Origin of the sequence: Streptomyces scabichelini, from assembly GCF_011045015.1 — a bacterium.
Taxonomy (GTDB): domain Bacteria; phylum Actinomycetota; class Actinomycetes; order Streptomycetales; family Streptomycetaceae; genus Streptomyces; species Streptomyces scabichelini.
Genome location: NZ_JAAKZY010000010.1, coordinates 25,588 through 42,449, shown reverse-complemented (window position 1 = coordinate 42,449; position 16,862 = coordinate 25,588). Strand labels below are relative to the sequence as shown.

Genomic DNA, 16,862 nt, shown 5'->3' with positions numbered 1-16,862 from the left:
GAGTCACACGGTCGGCTCAAGGGGCTTGATCGGCTCGATCGGCTCGATCTCCGGGAGTTCAGGCAGGGCCGGAAGGCCCGGAAGGCCGGGGTATCCCGGGTAACTGCTCTCGCTCACGACGTACGTGCAGTTGGTGTACGTGTAGCCGGGATCGATCCGCATGCCGTCGGCCCTGTTCTCCACGCCCTCCGTACCTTCGTCGGACTCGTCGGCGTACTTGACGAGGGTGTGGTAGTTGCCGGCGGGCAGGTTGAGATAGTTGGTCGGGTAGTCGATGCCGCTGTTCGAGCAGGCGGCACTCGCGGCCTCGGACTCGCTGGAGTACTCGGTGCAGTCGGCGCAGGCCGGGAGGTAGATGCTGCCGGTGACCGGGCCGGTGTAGAGGAACTCGACCGCGGTCGGGGCGTCGTTGCTGATCTCCATGGGCATCCTGGCGCCGCCCGGGCCACGGGACGGCGGCAGCTTCCGGCCCGCCTCGGGCCGTTCGGCGGCGATCTCCGCGGCGATGGCGATCTGCCGGGCCCGCTTCGCGTTCTTGTTGTCCTCGTACTTGTCGGCGAAGTCGCCCAGCGTCTCGGCTGCCGCACCGAACTTGTCGTCCTTGAACTCGTCGACCCCGCAGGCGTAGGCGCCTGACTCCACCGCGTTGACGGCGTCCGTGCGCAGCCCGTCCCCGGGGCTGCCCGCGGGCAGGTCGACCATGGTCTTGCTGATGAGCTGCAACTCCTCGCTGGCCGGGCAGGGTGCCTGGCCCTTCAGAGCCTTGGACTGCTTCGCGATCTCCGCGCTGACGGCCGGTCCGATCTTGGCGGCCTGCGCCGAGTCGGGGAACGTACGCAGGAGTTCGGCGAGTGCGCCGCCGTTCGCGTCCGCTTCGGTCACGGCGTCGGAGCCGAGGTTCGTGATGCCGCACTCGTAGAGCGAGGTGGCCAGGGGCCGGACGGGCCAGTCGGCGAGGGAGCCGAGCCGCTTGCCCATCGTGTCGGGCAGCTTCCACAGATACCGCAGCGGTTCCAGGGCCTCGCAGTACTCCTTCTCGCGGTACGGCGCGGCCACGGCGGCGTAGTACCGGTCGAGACGGTCGGGGATGTGCTGCGCCGCCCGGCTGCCGGGATGGTCGTCGCCGAGCGCACGGTAGGCCCTCAGCGCCCGCTCGTAGTCCCCCTTGGCCTCGGCGAAGCCGTCGCGCCGCGCGGCGGCCGTGACCAGCCGGTCCGTCTTGGCGAGCCGGTCGAGAAGCATCTGCTGATACGCCTCCTCCCGCGCCGCCTCGTACCCCACCGCGCTGGCGGCCGGCACGGCGAGCAGCACGAGCCCGAGCCCGGCGGCGACCGTCGACCGCCACGGCAACGTCAGCCGCGTACGGCGCCCCAGCCACGCCCCGTGGGCCGCGGCGAGCACCAGCACGAGGCCGTACGCCCACACCGCCCCGTCCGGCACCCCGTCCGGGTCGGCGGGCAGCGCGGCCACCAGCAGCCAGCCGGTCGCGATCCAGCACAGGGCGGCCAGCGGCCAGCGCTTCAGGAGCACATACCCGAGCCCGAGCCCGGAGAGGTTGAACAGCCCGGCTGCCGCGGCCCGCCACGGGTCCTCGGGCACGGCGTCCTCCGGCTCCTCCGGGTACTCCGCGTCCTCCGGCAGCTGGTAGGTAAGCCACTCGGAGGGCGGCGGCGTGGACTCCGGTCCGCCCGACGGCTCTCCCGTCCCACCGACACCCGACGGCTCTTCGGACCCACTCATACCGATTCACTCCCCCAACTGCCGTACGGACAGGACTTCTTGACCCTTTACGGGTTCCTTATGCTCCCCCAGATGACTGGGGAGGGGTCCCGAGCGCACGGGGAAAGTTGAACGGAGGGTGATGAGGCGATCACTCCCACGTGGGCCACGGAGCGCACAGCCGAAACCCCCGGTCGATAATCGGTGCATGGCCCACCCGTACCGCCGCCTGCTCGCCGACGTGCTCGCCGCGGGCGCTCCCTATCCGCTCGCGCTCACCGGCGGGACCGCCGTACGGGCGCACGGGCTGGTCGAGCGGCTCAGCCAGGACCTGGAGTTCGCCACCGAGAGCCCGGAGGCGTTGGAGAAGATCGCCGCCGATGTGGGCGCGGTGCTGGAGGAGCGGGGCTGGGAGGTACGGGCATCGGATGCGGAACCGCTCGCCGCACGGCTGATCGTCACCGAGCCGGGGAGCGACGCCGAGCCGGGGAGCGACGCCGAGCCGGGGAGCGACGCTGAGTACGAGGTCGACCTGTACAAGGAAGCCCTCTGGCATCCGCCCGTACAGACCGAGTACGGACTGACCCTCTCCCTAGAAGACGTCGTCGGAACGAAGGTCCGCGCCCTCGCCGATCGCGGCCTCGTCCGCGACCTCGTCGACGTCCGAGCCGCCGCGGCCCGCTGGAGCCGCCCCGAACTCGAAGAACTGGGCCGCCGCCACGCCCCCGACACCTTCGACCTCACCGATCTCCAGACCCGCCTGTCCGGCACGGAGTGGATCGACGACAGGGAGTTCGTCGCCCACGGACTGGACGACGGCGAGGCGATCACAGACCTCCGCCGGTGGGCTCAGGAGTGGGCGGACGACATCGCGGAGCGGCTGATGGAGCTGGAAGCCCCGGAAGACGAATGACGGAGTAATGACGGAGTACGGCTAGGGGCCCCATCGGCAAAGCCCGACGCGGACCGGATGTCAGGTCTAGCCTGACGCCATGACCGATGCCTCAGACTCGTCCTCCGGAACGCCCTCCGCTCCGGCCGCCGTCCCCGCCACGGACGAGCTCCACAGGCTGTCGCCCCGAGACGAGTCCCGCGTCGCCCTGGCCCTGACCCTCCGTCAACTGGCCGACGCCGTCCTCGATGCCATACCGGTCGAGCCGGACCCGGAGCCCGGCGACCTCCTCCGCACCGCCCTTCGGCTCCAGCGCCGCGTGGAGGACGTGGTACGCGAGGCGGTGGTCGCGGAACGCGAGCGCGGCACCACCTGGTACCAGATCGGCGAGGCCGCCGGCATCACCCGGCAGTCCGCCCACGAGAAGTGGTACGGCGACGTCCACGCCTGGGCGGCCACCGGGCGCAGCGCCCTCCCTCCCGACCTGAAGACCCTCGACGTGGCGGCGGAAGCGGACACCCGCTACGCCGCCCTGCGCCCGGACCGCCCGCACGCGATCACCTCGGGCCTGGACGCGGTCCGCTTCCCCGGCTCCCACGCGTACGAGGCCAGCCTGCGCACCCGCGGCTCCGCCCTGCACACCCGCCGCATGGACCTGGACGCACAGGCCGACAAGCTCAACGCCGATTACAGCACCCTGCACGCCCAGGGCCCGGCGACCCCCTCGTCATCCGTCGGCGACGACCCCCTCACGCTGCTCACCGCCTACCGCGGCCACGCGAAAGCGGTACGCGCCAACCGGCTCGCCCTCGCGACCGTCCACGACGAGACAGCCACCGTCTACGACCAGCTCGTCACCGCCGAACCCTCCCTGGCCGAGGAACACCGCACACAGGCCGACTGGCACCGCAACGCCTCCGAGCAGACCCGCGCCTACGCCGACCTCCTGCGACACTGAAGAGTGAGCCGGCGGTACGCGAGCCGCCAACTTCACCATCCACTGGGGGACTTGACATGGCACTGTTCGGAAACGCCCACACCATCGATCCGGCGAAGGCCCAGCACGACTATGCGCGACTGCTCGGGCAGGACGAGCAGGTGTACGCCGCGTACCTGCTGATCCGCGACACCATCCTCTTCACCGACCGCCGACTCATCCTGATCGACAAGCAGGGCATCACCGGCAAGAAGACGGAGTACCACTCCGTCCCGTACCGCAGCATCACCCACTTCTCCGTCGAGACCGCCGGCCACTTCGACCTCGACGCCGAACTGAAGATCTGGATCTCAGGCACCCCCGCCCCGATCGAGAAGACCTTCACCAAGGGCGTCGACATCTACGAAGTCCAGGCGATCCTCACGCAGTTCGTGGCGCGCTGAGGGCTGCGGGAAGGCGACCTTCAACGCTCCAGGCTGACGATCACCGATCTGCTCGTGGAACTGCCGTCATGGGCAGCTTCGGCGGAGCCCACTCCGAGGATCTTGTCGGTCCCCGGGACCGCCGCGATGGCGTTCAGCCGGAGCGACTGCTGTGAGCCGGCCTCGATCCAGTCGGCGCTCGGCAGCTCTGACAGCGAGATCCCTTCGCAGTTGCCGCCCGCGGTGAGGTACCGGCCGGCGCTGAGGACCACCCCGCGCTCACCGTCACGGACCCAGCGGCCGAGATCGGAACAGGCTCCCTTCGAGTTCGGCAGCTTGATCCAGCCCGTGCCGTTCCAGCGCACCCGGAGGGCCTCCGGGGCGGGGTCGGGTTCGTCGTCCTCGGGGATGGATGTGTGGTCTCCGTAGACACGTATGTCGTCCTTGGCCAGCGCGACGACCTCGGTGAAGTAGGCGAGCTGCTCCGGCGCCGGAACTGCGTAGTGGTACTCCGGCGTCGGTACGGGCTTCCAGGCGCGGCCGTCCCAGTGCACGGTGGCGGGCTGGGCGCCCGGGAACCCCGGACCCTCGTCGGGACCGTGCGGGTAGTGGTGTCCGACCGCCCACAGGTCGTCGGACGCGACGCCGTCGAGTGAGGTGACGGCGACGGGCAGGTCGATGGCGGTCCAGCGGGCGCCGTCCCAGTGGGACGCGCCGGCGTCGCCATCGAGGACCCAGATGTCGTCCGCGGCGAAAGCCCGCACATCAGCGACCGGGTGGCCGTCGGGCAGCTCGGGCAGCGCCGTCCAGCGCGCGCCGTCCCAGCGGGCCATGTGCGGCGCTTGCCCCTCCTCCGGCTCCTCCATGGTCGCCGTGAGTAGGATGCCGCTGGAGCCCACGGCGTCGAAGCGCACATGCTCGAAGAGGCTGCCGCCGAACGACGCCGGCATGGGACGCCGCTGCCATCCGCTGCCGTCGTCGTGCAGCAGAAAGCTGTCGCCCGCCACCCAGATGTCGTCGTCGGCGGTCGCCATCACGTCGTACAGCTCGCCGGTCTCTTCGAAGACCTTGTCGTACGTCCAGGTCATACCGGAGTCGATCACGGCGCGAAGGCCTGCCACGGTGACGAACAGGACCAGGACCGCGGCGATCGCCAGGTTGACCTTGAGCATGCGCATGTTCACATACGAGCAGAGCGGTACGGCAGCGGAAACAGTTGCACCCTTTACGCTTTCTGCACCTACGGTCGCCCCTCGCGCCTGGCGGACCCGAACTGACACCAGACGATCTTCCCCGGGTCCCGCTCGGCCACGCCCCACTTCTCCGCCACCGCTGACACGAGCAGCAGGCCCCGCCCCGACTCTCCCTCGGACGGCACGACGCGCGGCTCCCCGTCACCGCTGTCGTGGACCTCCACGCGGAGCGCTCCGTCGCCGCACGGGAGGAGGAAGAGCCGGAAGCCCCGGCCCGGGGGCACGCCGTGGAGGAGGGCGTTGGTGGTGAGTTCGCTGACGCACAGCAGGACATCGTCGTACGTCTCTGCCGGTACGCCCCAGTCCTTCAGCGCGCCCTTTGTGAACTCCCTTGCCGCCGGGATGGATTGGCGTTCGCGCCGGTAGAAGCGTTCGCGGGGAGCGGGTGAGTTTTCGTTGTTCACGGGACGAGTGTCACGCTCTGTGTTCATTATGGAGCAGTGCGTGTGCTCGTACGGATTTCTTGTACGGGCCTGTCGCAGTGAACGTACGTACTGCGGTGGGGAGTTGGACCGGCATGAACTCCAGGAAACGTTCGCGCAAGAACGCGTCGGCGATGAAGATGGTCGGTGCACAGTTGGCTGTGCTGAGGCGGGCGGCCGGGTTCACCCAACGCACCCTCCCCGAGCGGGCGTTGGTGGATGAGGAGACCATCGCGTCGATCGAGCAGGGCAGACGGCCGCTGAAGGAGGACTTCGCGGAGCTGCTGGACAAGATCCTCGACACGAGGGGGGTGTTGGCCGCAGCCGTGGACAACATGCCCGAGGTGGACCTGATCCCGCGCTTCGCCGAGGAGTTCGTCGACTGCGAGCAGGAGGCGATCGCGATCTCCTCCTACCAGAACCAGGTGCTGCCCGGTCAGTTGCAGACGACGGCTTACGCCCGGGCGGTCTTCCGCAGCCGCGTTCCCGTCTACGACGAGGACGAGATCGAGCAGAAGGTCGCGGCGCGTATCGAGCGCCAGCAGATTCTGCACCGCAAGGTGCCGCCGACCACCAGCTTCGTAATCTGGGAGGCGGTGCTTCAGGACTTCTTGGGCGGCAAGGAGGTGTACGTGGAACAGCTGCGCCGACTGCGCGAGTACGCCGAACTGCCCGGACTTGCCCTGCAGGTCCTGCCGTTCGGGCGCACCATGCACGCCGCCCTCGACGGGCCGTTCGTTCTGCTGGAGACGCCCGATCACCAGCGCCTCGCCTACAGCGAAACCCAACGCGGCAGCCAGCTGGTCGGTGATCCGGACGAGGTGGCGATCCTCGCTCAGAAGTATGCGATGCTGCGGACTCAGGCCCTCAACACCGAAGACACCAGGGGCCTGTTGGACCGTCTGCTGGGAGAGCAATGAGCAGCGCACTGCACTGGTTCAAGTCGACCTACAGCAGCGATCAGGGCGGCGCCTGCCTCGAAGTCGCCTACGACTGGCGGAAGTCCAGCTACAGCGGCAGCGAGGGCGGCGACTGCGTCGAGGTAGCCGCCCACCCCTCAGCCATCCACATCCGCGACTCCAAGACCCCCGACGGCCCGCTCTTCACCGTCACCCCCGCCACCTGGACGTCGTTCCTCACGCTGGCCCGCGACCGCGACTGACAGCGACACCGTCACCGCGATCGACGCAACAGCCATCACCACCATCGCCACACCCGCCGACGTCAGTTGAGCCACCGCCCCCGCCAGCCCGGCACTCACCCCCTGCATCGTGAGCATCCCAGCGGAGTGCAACCCCAGGGCGTGACCGCTGAGTTCGGACGGGGTGAGGGCCATCAGCCGTTCCTGCTGGACCAGGCTCGCCCCGAAGCCGACAGAGGCCACCGCCACGACAACCGCCGCCACCGGCACCCCCGGCCGCAGAGCGAACACCAGGTACGGCGCAGCCAGGAGCAGGAGCAGCGGGATGCCGAACCGGGGCCGTACCCGGGTCGGGAGGAAGCGGCCGACCGTCACGTCCCCGACGAACATCCCGAGCGCCGCGCAGGCGAAGAGCAGGCCCGCGTGGTCGGGAGCGTACGGGACGTACAGCGACTCGCAGCCGACGATCAGTCCGTTCGGGATCCAGAGGAGCAGGTAGACGTTGCGGCGGGGTGCGTACGACCACAGGCGTGCGTTCGTACGCCAGGTCTCGGCCACGGAGGGGCGGCCGGACGCTCGGGGCGCGCGGCGGGTCAGGCCGACGCGGGCCACGATCGCCGCCGCCAGGTACAGAGCCGCGGCCGTGAGCAGCGTGCTGCGCGGGGACAGAACCGCCACGAGGGCGCCGCCCGTCGCGTACCCCGTGATCTGCATGATCCCGGTCGCCATGTTGAAGACCGAACGCCCGAGCAGATAGCCGTCCTTGGGCAGGATCTCGTTCAGCAAGCCCCAGCGGACTCCTCCGCCCAGCGAGGCGACCAGACCCAGCAACAGGATCAGGGTGAAGGTCGCCCACAGGGGCACGGGCGTCGCCAGGATCGCCGTACCCGTCGCGAACGCCAGGGCGATGCCCGTGATCGTCGCGCGGGGCGGCAGCCGGTCGGCCGCCGACAGGAGCGTGGTCGCGCCCAGAACCTGGGCCAGGGACGGCCCGAACATGCTCAGCGCCGAGAGCAGGGGCGAGTCGGTGGCCGCGTACACCAAGGTGCCCAGGGCCAGACCGCTCATCGTCTGCGCGGCCACTTGGACCAAGGAGGTCAGGAACAGCGGCGTGAACTCCGGTGTGCGGAACAGGGATCGGTAGGAGCGCATGAGCGGAGTCTCGGAGCGTCCGCATCCCGGCCGTTAATGTTTCGCACTGAGGCGAAACCACAACAACGGTGAGCGGCGGGCGGGCATACGGGCATGGGCTGGTGGCAGGTCAACGCCGACACCCTCGCCGGGAGCCGTTTCGTCCTGTCCCCGCTCGCCGAGACCTTCGCCGGTCTCAAGACGCTGCACGCGGGGACGGCCGCGCATCCCGGCGAGCGGTCCTGGCTCGATGCCCATCTCACGGAGTACAGACGGCGGTTGGCCGCCGATCCCGTCACTGCCGCCCTCGTCCGGGCCGGTCTCGGCAAGGAGTGGATCGCCGACTTCCTCACGCCGACCCCGACCGGAGAGCCTGAGGACTTTGAGGCGGAAGTCGCACGCGTACGGGACGTGTCCCCCGAAGCCGCCCGCGCCCACCTCGCCGTCGCCCTGGGCGGCGGCCCGCACGCCCTGCGCGGCGACCCGCTGCCGCGCATCCTCCAGGACCGCGACGACCTTCCCACCCGTGCCGCCGACCTGCTCCAGTACGTCTGGGCCGAAGCCGTACGCCCTTACTGGGCCCGGCGGCGACGCGTACTCGAAGCCGATGTCGTCGCCCGCACCGCCCAGTTGAGCCAGGGCGGCTGGGCCGCCGCGCTCGACGCGATGCGGCCGGGCATGCGCTGGCTGGGCGAGAACCGGCTCCAGGTCAACCTGCACGAGTATCCGCCGCGCGAGATCTCCGGCGCCGAGCTCTTCTTCGTACCGGTCACGCCCCAGCGGCACGGCTGGGTCTCCTGGGAGGAGCCGCACCGGTATGCGGTCGTGTATCCGTGCTCCGGCGCACTGGCCGGGGGCGAGCCGGCCGCCGCCCCCGGGAGCCTGAACAGGCTACTAGGACCCGCACGGGCCGGCGTGCTCGCGCTGCTCGACTCCCCCTTGAGTACGAGTCAGTTGGTGGCGGTCACGGGGCAGGGGCTCGGCTCCGTCGGCCGCCACCTGAAGGTCCTGCTCGACGCCGGGCTCGTCCAGCGGCGGCGGGCGGGGCGGTCGGTGCTCTACTACCGGACTCCGGCGGGCGAGGTTCTCGTCAAAGCGGGTTCTCGACGTTGATCTTGAGATTTGACTTGCCGTCGCGGTTACCGCGGCTTGTTGCAGGGCGTCAGATCTTTACCCGCATCTCCTCACGGAGCTGTGCGGTCATCTCGGCCACCTCCCTCCGGATCGGTCGACCCGCCGATCCTGACGTCCGCGAGCTCCATGAGCGACACGAGGCCGAGCGTGCTGTGATCGGCCCAGGCGCACCACGTGATGCCCACCTCGGGCGGCTCCTCCCCAGGGTTCTTGGCCGTGGACTTCTGGCACTTCAGGATGGCGCCGTCCAGCGAGCCGGGGCGGTACTCCTTCGGGGCGCCGACGAAGTCGAAGGTGACCTCGTCGTCCGTCATCCGTTTCTCCATGCCGGCGAAGAGCGCGTCGACAGCCTTCTCCGGGTCGTCGATCGTGCCGTAGAAACCGGCGAACGTCAGCCACTTGTCGGGCCTCACGGCGCCGGGCTGCCTCACCTCGTAGCTGGCGAAGACGTCTTTCGGGTCCTTCACCCCCCACGACTCGGCGTCCTTCTGCTCGGCGGGCGACATGAGCCCGTTCTGGCCCTCGGTCCTCTGGTACTCGCCGAGCGCGGTGTCCGCCGCGACCAGCTTGTGCGGCCCGTCGTCCGCGATGCTCGCGGAACCGCCGCCGCTGCTCCCGCCGATCACGAAGTACCCGCCGACGGCGATCGCCGCCACCAGCGCGACCGCGCCCGCGATCAGCCCCGCCTTCCTCTTCCCGCCGCCCGGCGCCGGTGGTTGACCGTAATCGGTGATCGGCGGGGCCGGCGGTGGCGGCGGGACCGGCGGCTGCTGCCCGTAAGGACCCGGCTGCCCATACGGCCCTGGCTGCCCGTACGGCCCCGGTTGGCTGGACGGATTCTCGCTCATTCTGGTCCCCCTCCAGATGGCTCACACACTCCTCCCACCGTGACCCGCGACCCGGCGGAGGGGCCGGATCCGGCAGCCCACCGTTACAAAGGAACGCACTTCGGGACGCGGTGGTGACAACCGGCCGGCCAGACGCCCTCGCCGGTCAAGTCGCCAGTCTCCGGGGGGGGGCAGATCAGTGCGGCGGCGATCGCCGAGAAGGCGAGCCAGTGCGCGGCCTCGTCCTCCCTGCACTTCCGCACCCGCCGCAACAGCCCCGAGGACCTGCGGACCGGCCTCTATACCCACGCGGTCGCCCAGCTCACAACCGGCCTCCGCCACCGCCTCGCCCCGTCGTGATCCGGTCCTCGACTCGACGTCCCGTCAAATCCGCGGCGCCCCCGTCACCGACATCACCAGCGAGTACAGCGACGTGGTGGCCGTGATGAACATCCGGTTGTTCTTCGGGCCGCCGAACGCGATGTTGGACACCGTCTCGGGGATCAGCAGGCGCCCGATGAGGGTGCCGTCGGGGTCGTAGCAGTGGACGCCGTCGTCGCAGGCGGCGACCCACAGGCGGCCCTCGTCGTCGAACCGGATGTTGTCGAAGACCCCGCCACCGGGGCGGCACTCGGCGAAGACCTTGTCCCCGGAGAGCGTGCCGTCCTCGTGGACGTCGAAGACCCGGACCTGGTTGAGGCGGGTGTCGGAGACGTACAACTGCCGTTCGTCCGGGGAGAGTACGAGCCCGTTCGGGCCGCGGAAGCCGTCGGCGGCGAGGCTCACGGAACCCGTCGCCGGGTCGACGCGGTAGACGTGGCACGCGCCGATCTCGCTGTCCGCGCGGTGGCCCTCGTAGTCGGTGATGATGCCGAAGTCGGGGTCGGAGAACCAGAGCGTGCCGTCGGAGCGTACGACGGCGTCGTTCGGGCTGTTGAGGCGCTTGCCGTCGTAACGGTCGGCCAGGACCGTCACCCGGCCGTCGTGCTCGGTGCGCGTCACCCGCCGGTTGCCCTGCTCGCAGGTGATCAGGCGGCCCTGGCGGTCGACGGTGTTGCCGTTGCTGTGTCCGGCCGGCGCGCGGAAGACGCCGACCGCGCCCGTCGTCTCGTCCCAGCGCAGAAGGCGGTCGTTGGGGATGTCGCTCCAGACCAGCTGGCGCCAGGCGGGGAGGTAGAGCGGGCCCTCGGCCCAGCGGCAGTCGTCGTGGAGGCGCTCCAGGCGCACGTCCCCGAACGTGCAGCGTCCGGTGCGGAAACGGTCGTCGAGTGTCTCGTAGATCCCATTCACCGTGGTCACGCCGGCGACCTTACCCAGCCCGGTTAGCATCCGGACATGACCAACAACGAATCCGGCATGACCAATTCCGAATCCGTCTACGACGTCGACATCGACTCTCTCCAGGGCGGCTCCGCCGATCTCGGCCAGTACAAGGGCAAGGCCGTGCTCGTCGTGAACGTGGCCTCCAGGTGCGGGCTCACTCCGCAGTACGCGGGGCTCGAGCGGCTGCACGAGCGGTACGCCGCGCAGGGCTTCACCGTGCTCGGGGTGCCCTGCAACCAGTTCATGGGCCAGGAGCCCGGCACGTCCGAGGAGATCGCGGAGTTCTGCTCGGCGACGTACGGCGTGACCTTCCCGATGACCGAGAAGGTCGAGGTGAACGGGGAGGGACGGCATGCGCTGTACGAGCGGCTCGTGCCGACCGAGGACGCCGAGGGGCACAGCGGCGACATCCGCTGGAACTTCGAGAAGTTCCTCCTCGGCCGCGACGGCTCCGTCGTCGCCCGCTTCTCGCCGCAGACCGAGCCGGAGTCCGCGGAGGTCGTGGCGGCGGTGGAGAAGGCCGTCGCCTGATCCCTGATCCGTACGTGAAGTGACGCCGGGCGTCACTCGGCGGCGACGCCCGTCCTGACCGCCTCCCGCAGCTCCTCGGGGCACCCCGTGCCCCGAGGCAGCTGGTAGCGCGCCGCCAGGCGGTAGGTGCCGGGCTCCGGGGCCAGCAGCTCCGTCCACTCGTCGCCCTTCGCGTCCTCCTCCGCCTCCATCAGGCAGCCGTTGGGATTCGTGTACGTCTTCGGCATCTCGTCGTCGTCCTCGCGCAGCCGTTTGGACTCCTCGGTCTCCTGCGGCGGCGTGACGCTCTTGCCCTCGGCGTCGACGAGGCCGAGCCATGGCGAGTACGGGATACGGATCAGGACCCGCCCCGCCTGCGTCACCTTGATCGTCAGCTCGTCCTGTCCGGCGCGCTCGACGGTGGCGGGCGGGTCGGCGAGCGGCGTGGGATCGGTGACGCTGAAGAGCTGCCAGTTCGCGTCGCCCCAGATCTGCTTCAGATAGGGCTGGCCGCGCTGCACGAGCTCGCGTTCGCGTTCGCCGCCGTCCCCGTCGGGCTTGTCCTTGGGCAGGACGACGTAGTGGACGGCCCAGCGCTTGAGCCACTCGTGGTAGTTGGCGGAGTTCAGCGTGTCGTCGTAGAAGAGCGGGTTGCGCTCCATGTCGGCCTGCCGGTTCCAGCCGCGGGCGAGGTTCACGTACGGCGCGAGCGCGGACGCCTCGCGGTGCGAGCGGGCCGGTACGACCTCCACGCGGCCCTTCTCGGCGTCCACGACCTGGAGCTGGTTGACGAGCGGGGCCAGCTCGCGTGCCCAGGACGCGGCGGGCATCGCGTTGACGGTGTCGTCCACCGCCTTGAAGCCGATCCAGGCGACGAACCCGACGGAGGCGACGACGAGCGCGTACCACCTGCGCGAGCGCGGCACCGTGAACGGCAGCGCGGCGAGCAGCACGACGCCCGCGAAGAGCATCGCCAGACGCGTGATGTTGGAGCCGATCTGCGAGCTGATCAGCCAGACGAGGAGCACGGAGAGCCCGTACACGGCGGCCGTGATGCGGACGGTCTTCCACTGTCTGGGGACGAGGAAGTAGATGAACGCCGAGTACAGGAAGGGCAGGATGACCGACCCGAACATCATCGGCTGCGTACCGGAGAACGGGAACAGCCAGGCGGAGACGCCCACCACCGCGGCGGGCGCGAGGCCGAGGGCGTAGGCGCCCGGGCGGCGCTTCTGCAGGAACAGCGCGACGGCGACCAGGCCCACGAAGAGCCCGGCCACAGGGGACGCGGCGGTCGCGATCGCCGCGAGCGGGGCGGCGCACAGGGCCTTCGCCCAGCGTTTGTGGCGCCAGCGGTAGGGCCAGCAGAAGACGACGGCGGTCGCGCCCAGCGCGAAGACCATGCCGAGACCGAAGGTCACACGGCCGGACACGGCGTTGCAGACGAGTGCGAAGACTCCGGCAAGCGCGGGCCACTTCACATCCCGTACGGCCCGGCTGCGCATGAGGATCAGGGTGAGCAGGCCCGCGGAGGCCGTTCCGGCGATCATCATCGTCGTACGGACGCCGAGCACCGACATCAGATACGGGGACACGAAGCTGTACGAGACCGGGTGCATGCCGCCGTACCAGGCGAGGTTGTACGCCGAGTCCGGGTGCCGTCCGACGAACTCCGCCCACGCGTCCTGCGCGGCGAGGTCGCCGCCGCTGTTGGCGAACGTGAAGAACCAGATGACGTGCAGCACACCGGCGAGGACGGTGGCGAGGGTGATCGGGTGATGGAGGAAGCGGGCGAAGGAGGTCGGGGACGGCGGCGGGGGCGGGGTGCTCTCACTGCCCTTACGCGTCTCATGTGTGTCGTGGCCGTCGACCTGTCGCGCATGCACCCGTATTCGCGGGCCGGCTCCTCCTCGGCTCGGCTCGGCGTCTTCGGCGTGCGTCGGCTCCGCTGTCGCCACGTGAAGGCTCTCCCCGTGTCCCATTTCCCATTGTTCCGGCCGGGCCCCGCGGCCGGCGACCTGCCCCGTTCTGGTTGCCCCGATTCTCGCGACGCTAGCACGCACCCCGCCGGAGAGCGCCCCGGGTGGGGCGCGGTCGGCGGGGCGCTGTGGCCTGCCATGTCCACGACGCGTACGTCCCGTTATGACAGGGGGACGTACGTGCCGTCACCTCATTTCTGGGGCGCGACGGCCGTCAGTCGACTCGGGTCAGCCCGTCAGCCGACGCGGGCCGACTGGTCAGCTGACGCGGGTCAGCTTGGAGCCGTAGCCCGGTTCGGTGAGGTCCGACTCGAGGGCGACCGGGACCTCGACGGCGTCGCCCGTACCGTCACCGACGCTCAGCGAGCCGACCTTGGTTCCCGCCTTCGCCTCGTTCGGAATAGCCGTACCGCCGTCGCTCAGGTTGAGCTTGACGGTCTTCCCGGCCCAGCCCACCGCCGAGACGTCCTGCGTGACGACGACCGGGGTCCGGCCGCCGAGCCCGTCGTCCACGTACCCGACGACGTCGCCCTTCTTCAGGATCTTGCTGGAGGTCAGCGTGTCCTGGGCGGCGATCATCGCGGTCTTGCTGACCGCGTTGACGGTGTCGATGATCGGCGGCTTGTGCTGGCCGAGGATCGCGCCGACGACGGTGACGGTCTCGCCGCCGACGTCCTCGGTGGCGGCGAAGAGCAGGTTGCCGCCGGCCTTGGTGGTCGAGCCGGTCTTGATGCCGATGGCGTTGTCGTACGGGACGAGGCGGTTGTAGTTCTGCCACTTCTTGCCCGAGGGGTCCTTCCAGGTGGGCAGCTTGGTGATGTCCGTCAGCGCCTTCATCTGGACGAGCTCGTTGCCGAGCTTCACCTGGTCCTCGGCGGTGGAGACGGTGGTCTCCTTCAGCCCTGAGGGGTCGGTGTACTTCGTGTTCTTCATCCCGAGGTCCGCGGCGGCGTCGTTCATCTTCTTGACGAACGCCTCCTCGGAACCATTTGCGTCCCAACGGGCCAGCAGCCGCGCGACGTTGTTCGCGGACGGAATCATGATGGCGGCCAGGGCCTGCCTCTGGGTGAGGGTGTCGCCGTCCTTGATGGTGTTGAGCGTGGACTCGCCGTCCTTGTCGTAACCGCCCTCCGTCTCGGCCTTGGCGTCGACGGGGATGTTCTTGCCCTCGTCGCCGGGCTTCATCGGGTGATCCTTGAGGATCACGTACGCGACCATGGCCTTGGCGACCGAACCGATCGCGACGGGCTGCTGCTCGCCGAAGTTGTCGACCGTGCCGATGCCGTTCACGTCCATCCAGCCCTGGCCCTCGCCCGGCCACGGCAGGGAGACCTTGTCGCCCTTGAAGGCGTACGTCTCGTCGGCCGTCAGCGCGAGGGCGGGGGTCGGCAGCGGGCGTACCGCCTGTACGACTGCAAACACCACGGCCAGCAGCAGGACGAGCGGCGTCCAGATCTTGACCCGCCGCACGATCGTCCGCACCGGAGTCTCCCGAGGCGGCGGCGTGTTCGTCAGCTCCGCCAGCAGATCCAGCGGCGGCTTGGGCGGCAGCGGCTGCTGAGCCGTCCGCTCGGGCCCGACCTGCGGAATCGCAGCAGTCTCGGCGGCCGGCGGAACGGCGGGCTTCTCCGTCGGCCGCGCCGGCTCGTCGAGCGGCTTGAGCGCGACGAATTTGCTGGTGCGCTCGGATTCGCGATCGGAGTCGCGTTCGGGGGCGGGCTTGGCGGTGGAGGGCTTGGCGTCCTCCTCGCCCTCCGGCTCCTTCCCGTCCGGCTTGGCGTCGCCCACCTTGAGCGTGGTCGTGGGCTGATCCACGGCAGGCGACCGCACCTTGAAGGCAGCGGTGGGCTGGTCTACGGGGGGCTTGGGCTCGCCTTCGCCCTCGCTCTCGCCCTCGGTCTCCGTGTCGGCAGCCTCGCCGGAGTCGGGCTTGGCTGCGGCGGCGTCCCGATCGGCAGCCGGGGCGGCTGTGGCATCGGCACGAGGGTCGGCGCGGGGGTCGGCGCGGGGGTCGCGCTTCGCGTCGACGTCGCGGTCGGCCGCGGAGCCGGAGTCCGAGTCCGAGTCGGTGTCAGTGCCGGAGGCGGGAGCCGCGTCGGCGTCCTGGGCAGTGGCGGCCGAAGCGGCCTCACCGCGCGGCTGGGCGCCCGCCGGGGTGCCTTCGTCCGAGGGCTCGGCGTCAGACGTCGCGGACTCGGACGTCGAAGACTCGGACGTCGAAGACGTCGGGTCGGCATCGCCCGCCGACTCGGCCTCTGGCCGATCGGCGTCTTCCGCGTCTCCCGCGGCCTCCGCGGCCTCCGCGGCCTCCGCGGCCTCCGCATCGGAGCTGCCTGCGGAGCCGTCGTCCTTGGCGTCAGTCGACTCGGAAGCACCGTCCGCGGCCGCGCTGGAGGCGGGCTCCGCGTCAGTGTCCTGGGCGGCGGTGGCCGGTGCGGCTCCGTCGTCGGCGCCGGACGCAGCCGACGCCTCGGAGGCGTGAACGGCGTCCGTCTTCGGCTCGTCCGCACTGATGCCGCGGCCGCCCGCAGGCTGGTCGTCCTTCGTGTCCGCCTTCGTGTCCGCAACGGCGTCGGAGGCACCCTCCGCGTCGCTCTTCGCCGTGCCGTCGGCGGCAACATCGTCCCCGGCCGGAGCCGCCGCGACGGCGTCCTGCGGCTCGTCGTCCTCCGGCTCGGAGGCCGAACCCGTCTCGTCGACGGCGTCCGCCTCCGAGTCCGAGTCCGTACGCGACCCATCGGCAGCGTCCGCACCCGCAGGATCCGTATCCGCAGGCTCCGTACCCGTCTCGTCGACGGTGTCGGTCGAAGGCACCGCGTCGGACACCTCCGCGTCGCCGTCGTCCTCGACGTCACCGTCACTCTCGGCATCGGCCTCCCGCGAAGCCTCGCCCTCCGCCTCGTCCGAACCCGCGACCCAGGCCGCCACAGCGTCCCGCAGCCGCGAGTCACCCGCCTGGGAGCCGTTCGCACCGGACTCCGCGGCGTCCTCCACAGCGTTTTCCGCGCCCGGAGAATCCTCAGAGCCCTCCCGCTCGGGGGAACCCTCAGCAGTCAAGCCCTCCGCCTCTGCCGTATCCGAAGCAACCGCACCCGAAGGGCCCGTACTCGATGAGCCCTTACCCGAAGCGCCGGAGCCCGACACGTCCGTCCTCGAGCCCCCGCCGCGCTTC

General features: G+C 70.2%; 15 protein-coding genes. 7 read left to right on the top strand and 8 right to left on the bottom strand.

What is annotated here, in order from left to right; all coding sequences use genetic code 11:
- Nucleotides 1–3: 3 nt before the first annotated feature.
- Entirely contained in the window at nt 4–1,740 is a 1,737-nt protein-coding gene (locus G5C60_RS05235; protein ID WP_241266522.1) for an OpgC domain-containing protein, read from the bottom strand.
- 187 nt (nt 1,741–1,927) lie between these two features.
- Between G5C60_RS05235 and G5C60_RS05230 the strand changes: the two genes are divergently transcribed.
- From G5C60_RS05230 to G5C60_RS05220, 3 genes are all read left to right on the top strand, one after another.
- Complete coding sequence (locus tag G5C60_RS05230) at nt 1,928–2,632, top strand: nucleotidyl transferase AbiEii/AbiGii toxin family protein (RefSeq protein ID WP_165254991.1); 705 nt, start codon at nt 1,928–1,930, stop codon at nt 2,630–2,632.
- 79 nt (nt 2,633–2,711) lie between these two features.
- Nucleotides 2,712–3,569: a hypothetical protein gene (locus G5C60_RS50945; protein WP_206439108.1), complete on the top strand. Its 858-nt coding sequence runs from the start codon at nt 2,712–2,714 to the stop codon at nt 3,567–3,569.
- Nucleotides 3,570–3,625: 56 nt separating this feature from the next.
- Nucleotides 3,626–3,991: a PH domain-containing protein gene (locus G5C60_RS05220; protein WP_165254990.1), complete on the top strand. Its 366-nt coding sequence runs from the start codon at nt 3,626–3,628 to the stop codon at nt 3,989–3,991.
- A 20-nt stretch (nt 3,992–4,011) separates the two neighbouring features.
- Here G5C60_RS05220 and G5C60_RS05215 read toward each other — a convergent pair whose 3' ends face one another.
- Together G5C60_RS05215 and G5C60_RS05210 are read right to left on the bottom strand one after the other, a co-directional pair.
- Complete coding sequence (locus tag G5C60_RS05215; RefSeq protein WP_165254989.1) at nt 4,012–5,148, bottom strand: beta propeller repeat protein; 1,137 nt, start codon at nt 5,146–5,148, stop codon at nt 4,012–4,014.
- 62 nt (nt 5,149–5,210) lie between these two features.
- Nucleotides 5,211–5,654: an ATP-binding protein gene (locus tag G5C60_RS05210; protein ID WP_165254988.1), complete on the bottom strand. Its 444-nt coding sequence runs from the start codon at nt 5,652–5,654 to the stop codon at nt 5,211–5,213.
- Nucleotides 5,655–5,740: 86 nt separating this feature from the next.
- Between G5C60_RS05210 and G5C60_RS05205 the strand changes: the two genes are divergently transcribed.
- The gene (locus G5C60_RS05205) at nt 5,741–6,565 is read left to right on the top strand and encodes a helix-turn-helix domain-containing protein (RefSeq protein WP_165254987.1); all 825 of its coding nucleotides are present in this window, start codon (nt 5,741–5,743) and stop codon (nt 6,563–6,565) included.
- Nucleotides 6,562–6,807 (top strand): DUF397 domain-containing protein, encoded by a 246-nt coding sequence (locus G5C60_RS05200; protein ID WP_165254986.1) that lies wholly within the window; start codon nt 6,562–6,564, stop codon nt 6,805–6,807. Before G5C60_RS05205 ends, G5C60_RS05200 begins: the two co-directional genes overlap by 4 nt.
- Here G5C60_RS05200 and G5C60_RS05195 read toward each other — a convergent pair.
- On the bottom strand, nt 6,703–7,938 hold the full coding sequence (locus G5C60_RS05195) for an MFS transporter (protein WP_165254985.1): 1,236 nt from the start codon (nt 7,936–7,938) through the stop codon (nt 6,703–6,705). The two genes, G5C60_RS05200 and G5C60_RS05195, sit on opposite strands and share 105 nt — an antisense overlap.
- A 93-nt stretch (nt 7,939–8,031) precedes the next feature.
- On the opposite strand from G5C60_RS05195, the gene G5C60_RS05190 reads away from it, so the two are divergent.
- Complete coding sequence (locus tag G5C60_RS05190; protein WP_165254984.1) at nt 8,032–9,030, top strand: winged helix-turn-helix domain-containing protein; 999 nt, start codon at nt 8,032–8,034, stop codon at nt 9,028–9,030.
- Nucleotides 9,031–9,101: 71 nt separating this feature from the next.
- On the opposite strand, the gene G5C60_RS05185 is transcribed toward G5C60_RS05190, so the two are convergent.
- Both G5C60_RS05185 and G5C60_RS05180 read right to left on the bottom strand, forming a co-directional pair.
- The gene (locus tag G5C60_RS05185) at nt 9,102–9,899 is read right to left on the bottom strand and encodes a hypothetical protein (RefSeq protein ID WP_338145699.1); all 798 of its coding nucleotides are present in this window, start codon (nt 9,897–9,899) and stop codon (nt 9,102–9,104) included.
- Between the two features lie 363 nt (nt 9,900–10,262).
- Nucleotides 10,263–11,177: an SMP-30/gluconolactonase/LRE family protein gene (locus tag G5C60_RS05180; RefSeq protein WP_420907343.1), complete on the bottom strand. Its 915-nt coding sequence runs from the start codon at nt 11,175–11,177 to the stop codon at nt 10,263–10,265.
- Nucleotides 11,178–11,213: 36 nt separating this feature from the next.
- On the opposite strand from G5C60_RS05180, the gene G5C60_RS05175 reads away from it, so the two are divergent.
- Nucleotides 11,214–11,732 (top strand): glutathione peroxidase, encoded by a 519-nt coding sequence (locus G5C60_RS05175; RefSeq protein ID WP_165254982.1) that lies wholly within the window; start codon nt 11,214–11,216, stop codon nt 11,730–11,732.
- 32 nt (nt 11,733–11,764) lie between these two features.
- Here the strand turns inward: G5C60_RS05175 and G5C60_RS05170 are convergent, their stop codons facing one another.
- Both G5C60_RS05170 and G5C60_RS05165 read right to left on the bottom strand, forming a co-directional pair.
- A complete protein-coding gene (locus tag G5C60_RS05170) occupies nt 11,765–13,669 on the bottom strand; it encodes an MFS transporter (protein ID WP_165254981.1) in 1,905 nt (634 codons plus the stop codon).
- A gap of 279 nt (nt 13,670–13,948) precedes the next feature.
- Nucleotides 13,949–16,684 (bottom strand): serine hydrolase, encoded by a 2,736-nt coding sequence (locus G5C60_RS05165; protein ID WP_338145698.1) that lies wholly within the window; start codon nt 16,682–16,684, stop codon nt 13,949–13,951.
- Nucleotides 16,685–16,862 lie beyond the last annotated feature (178 nt).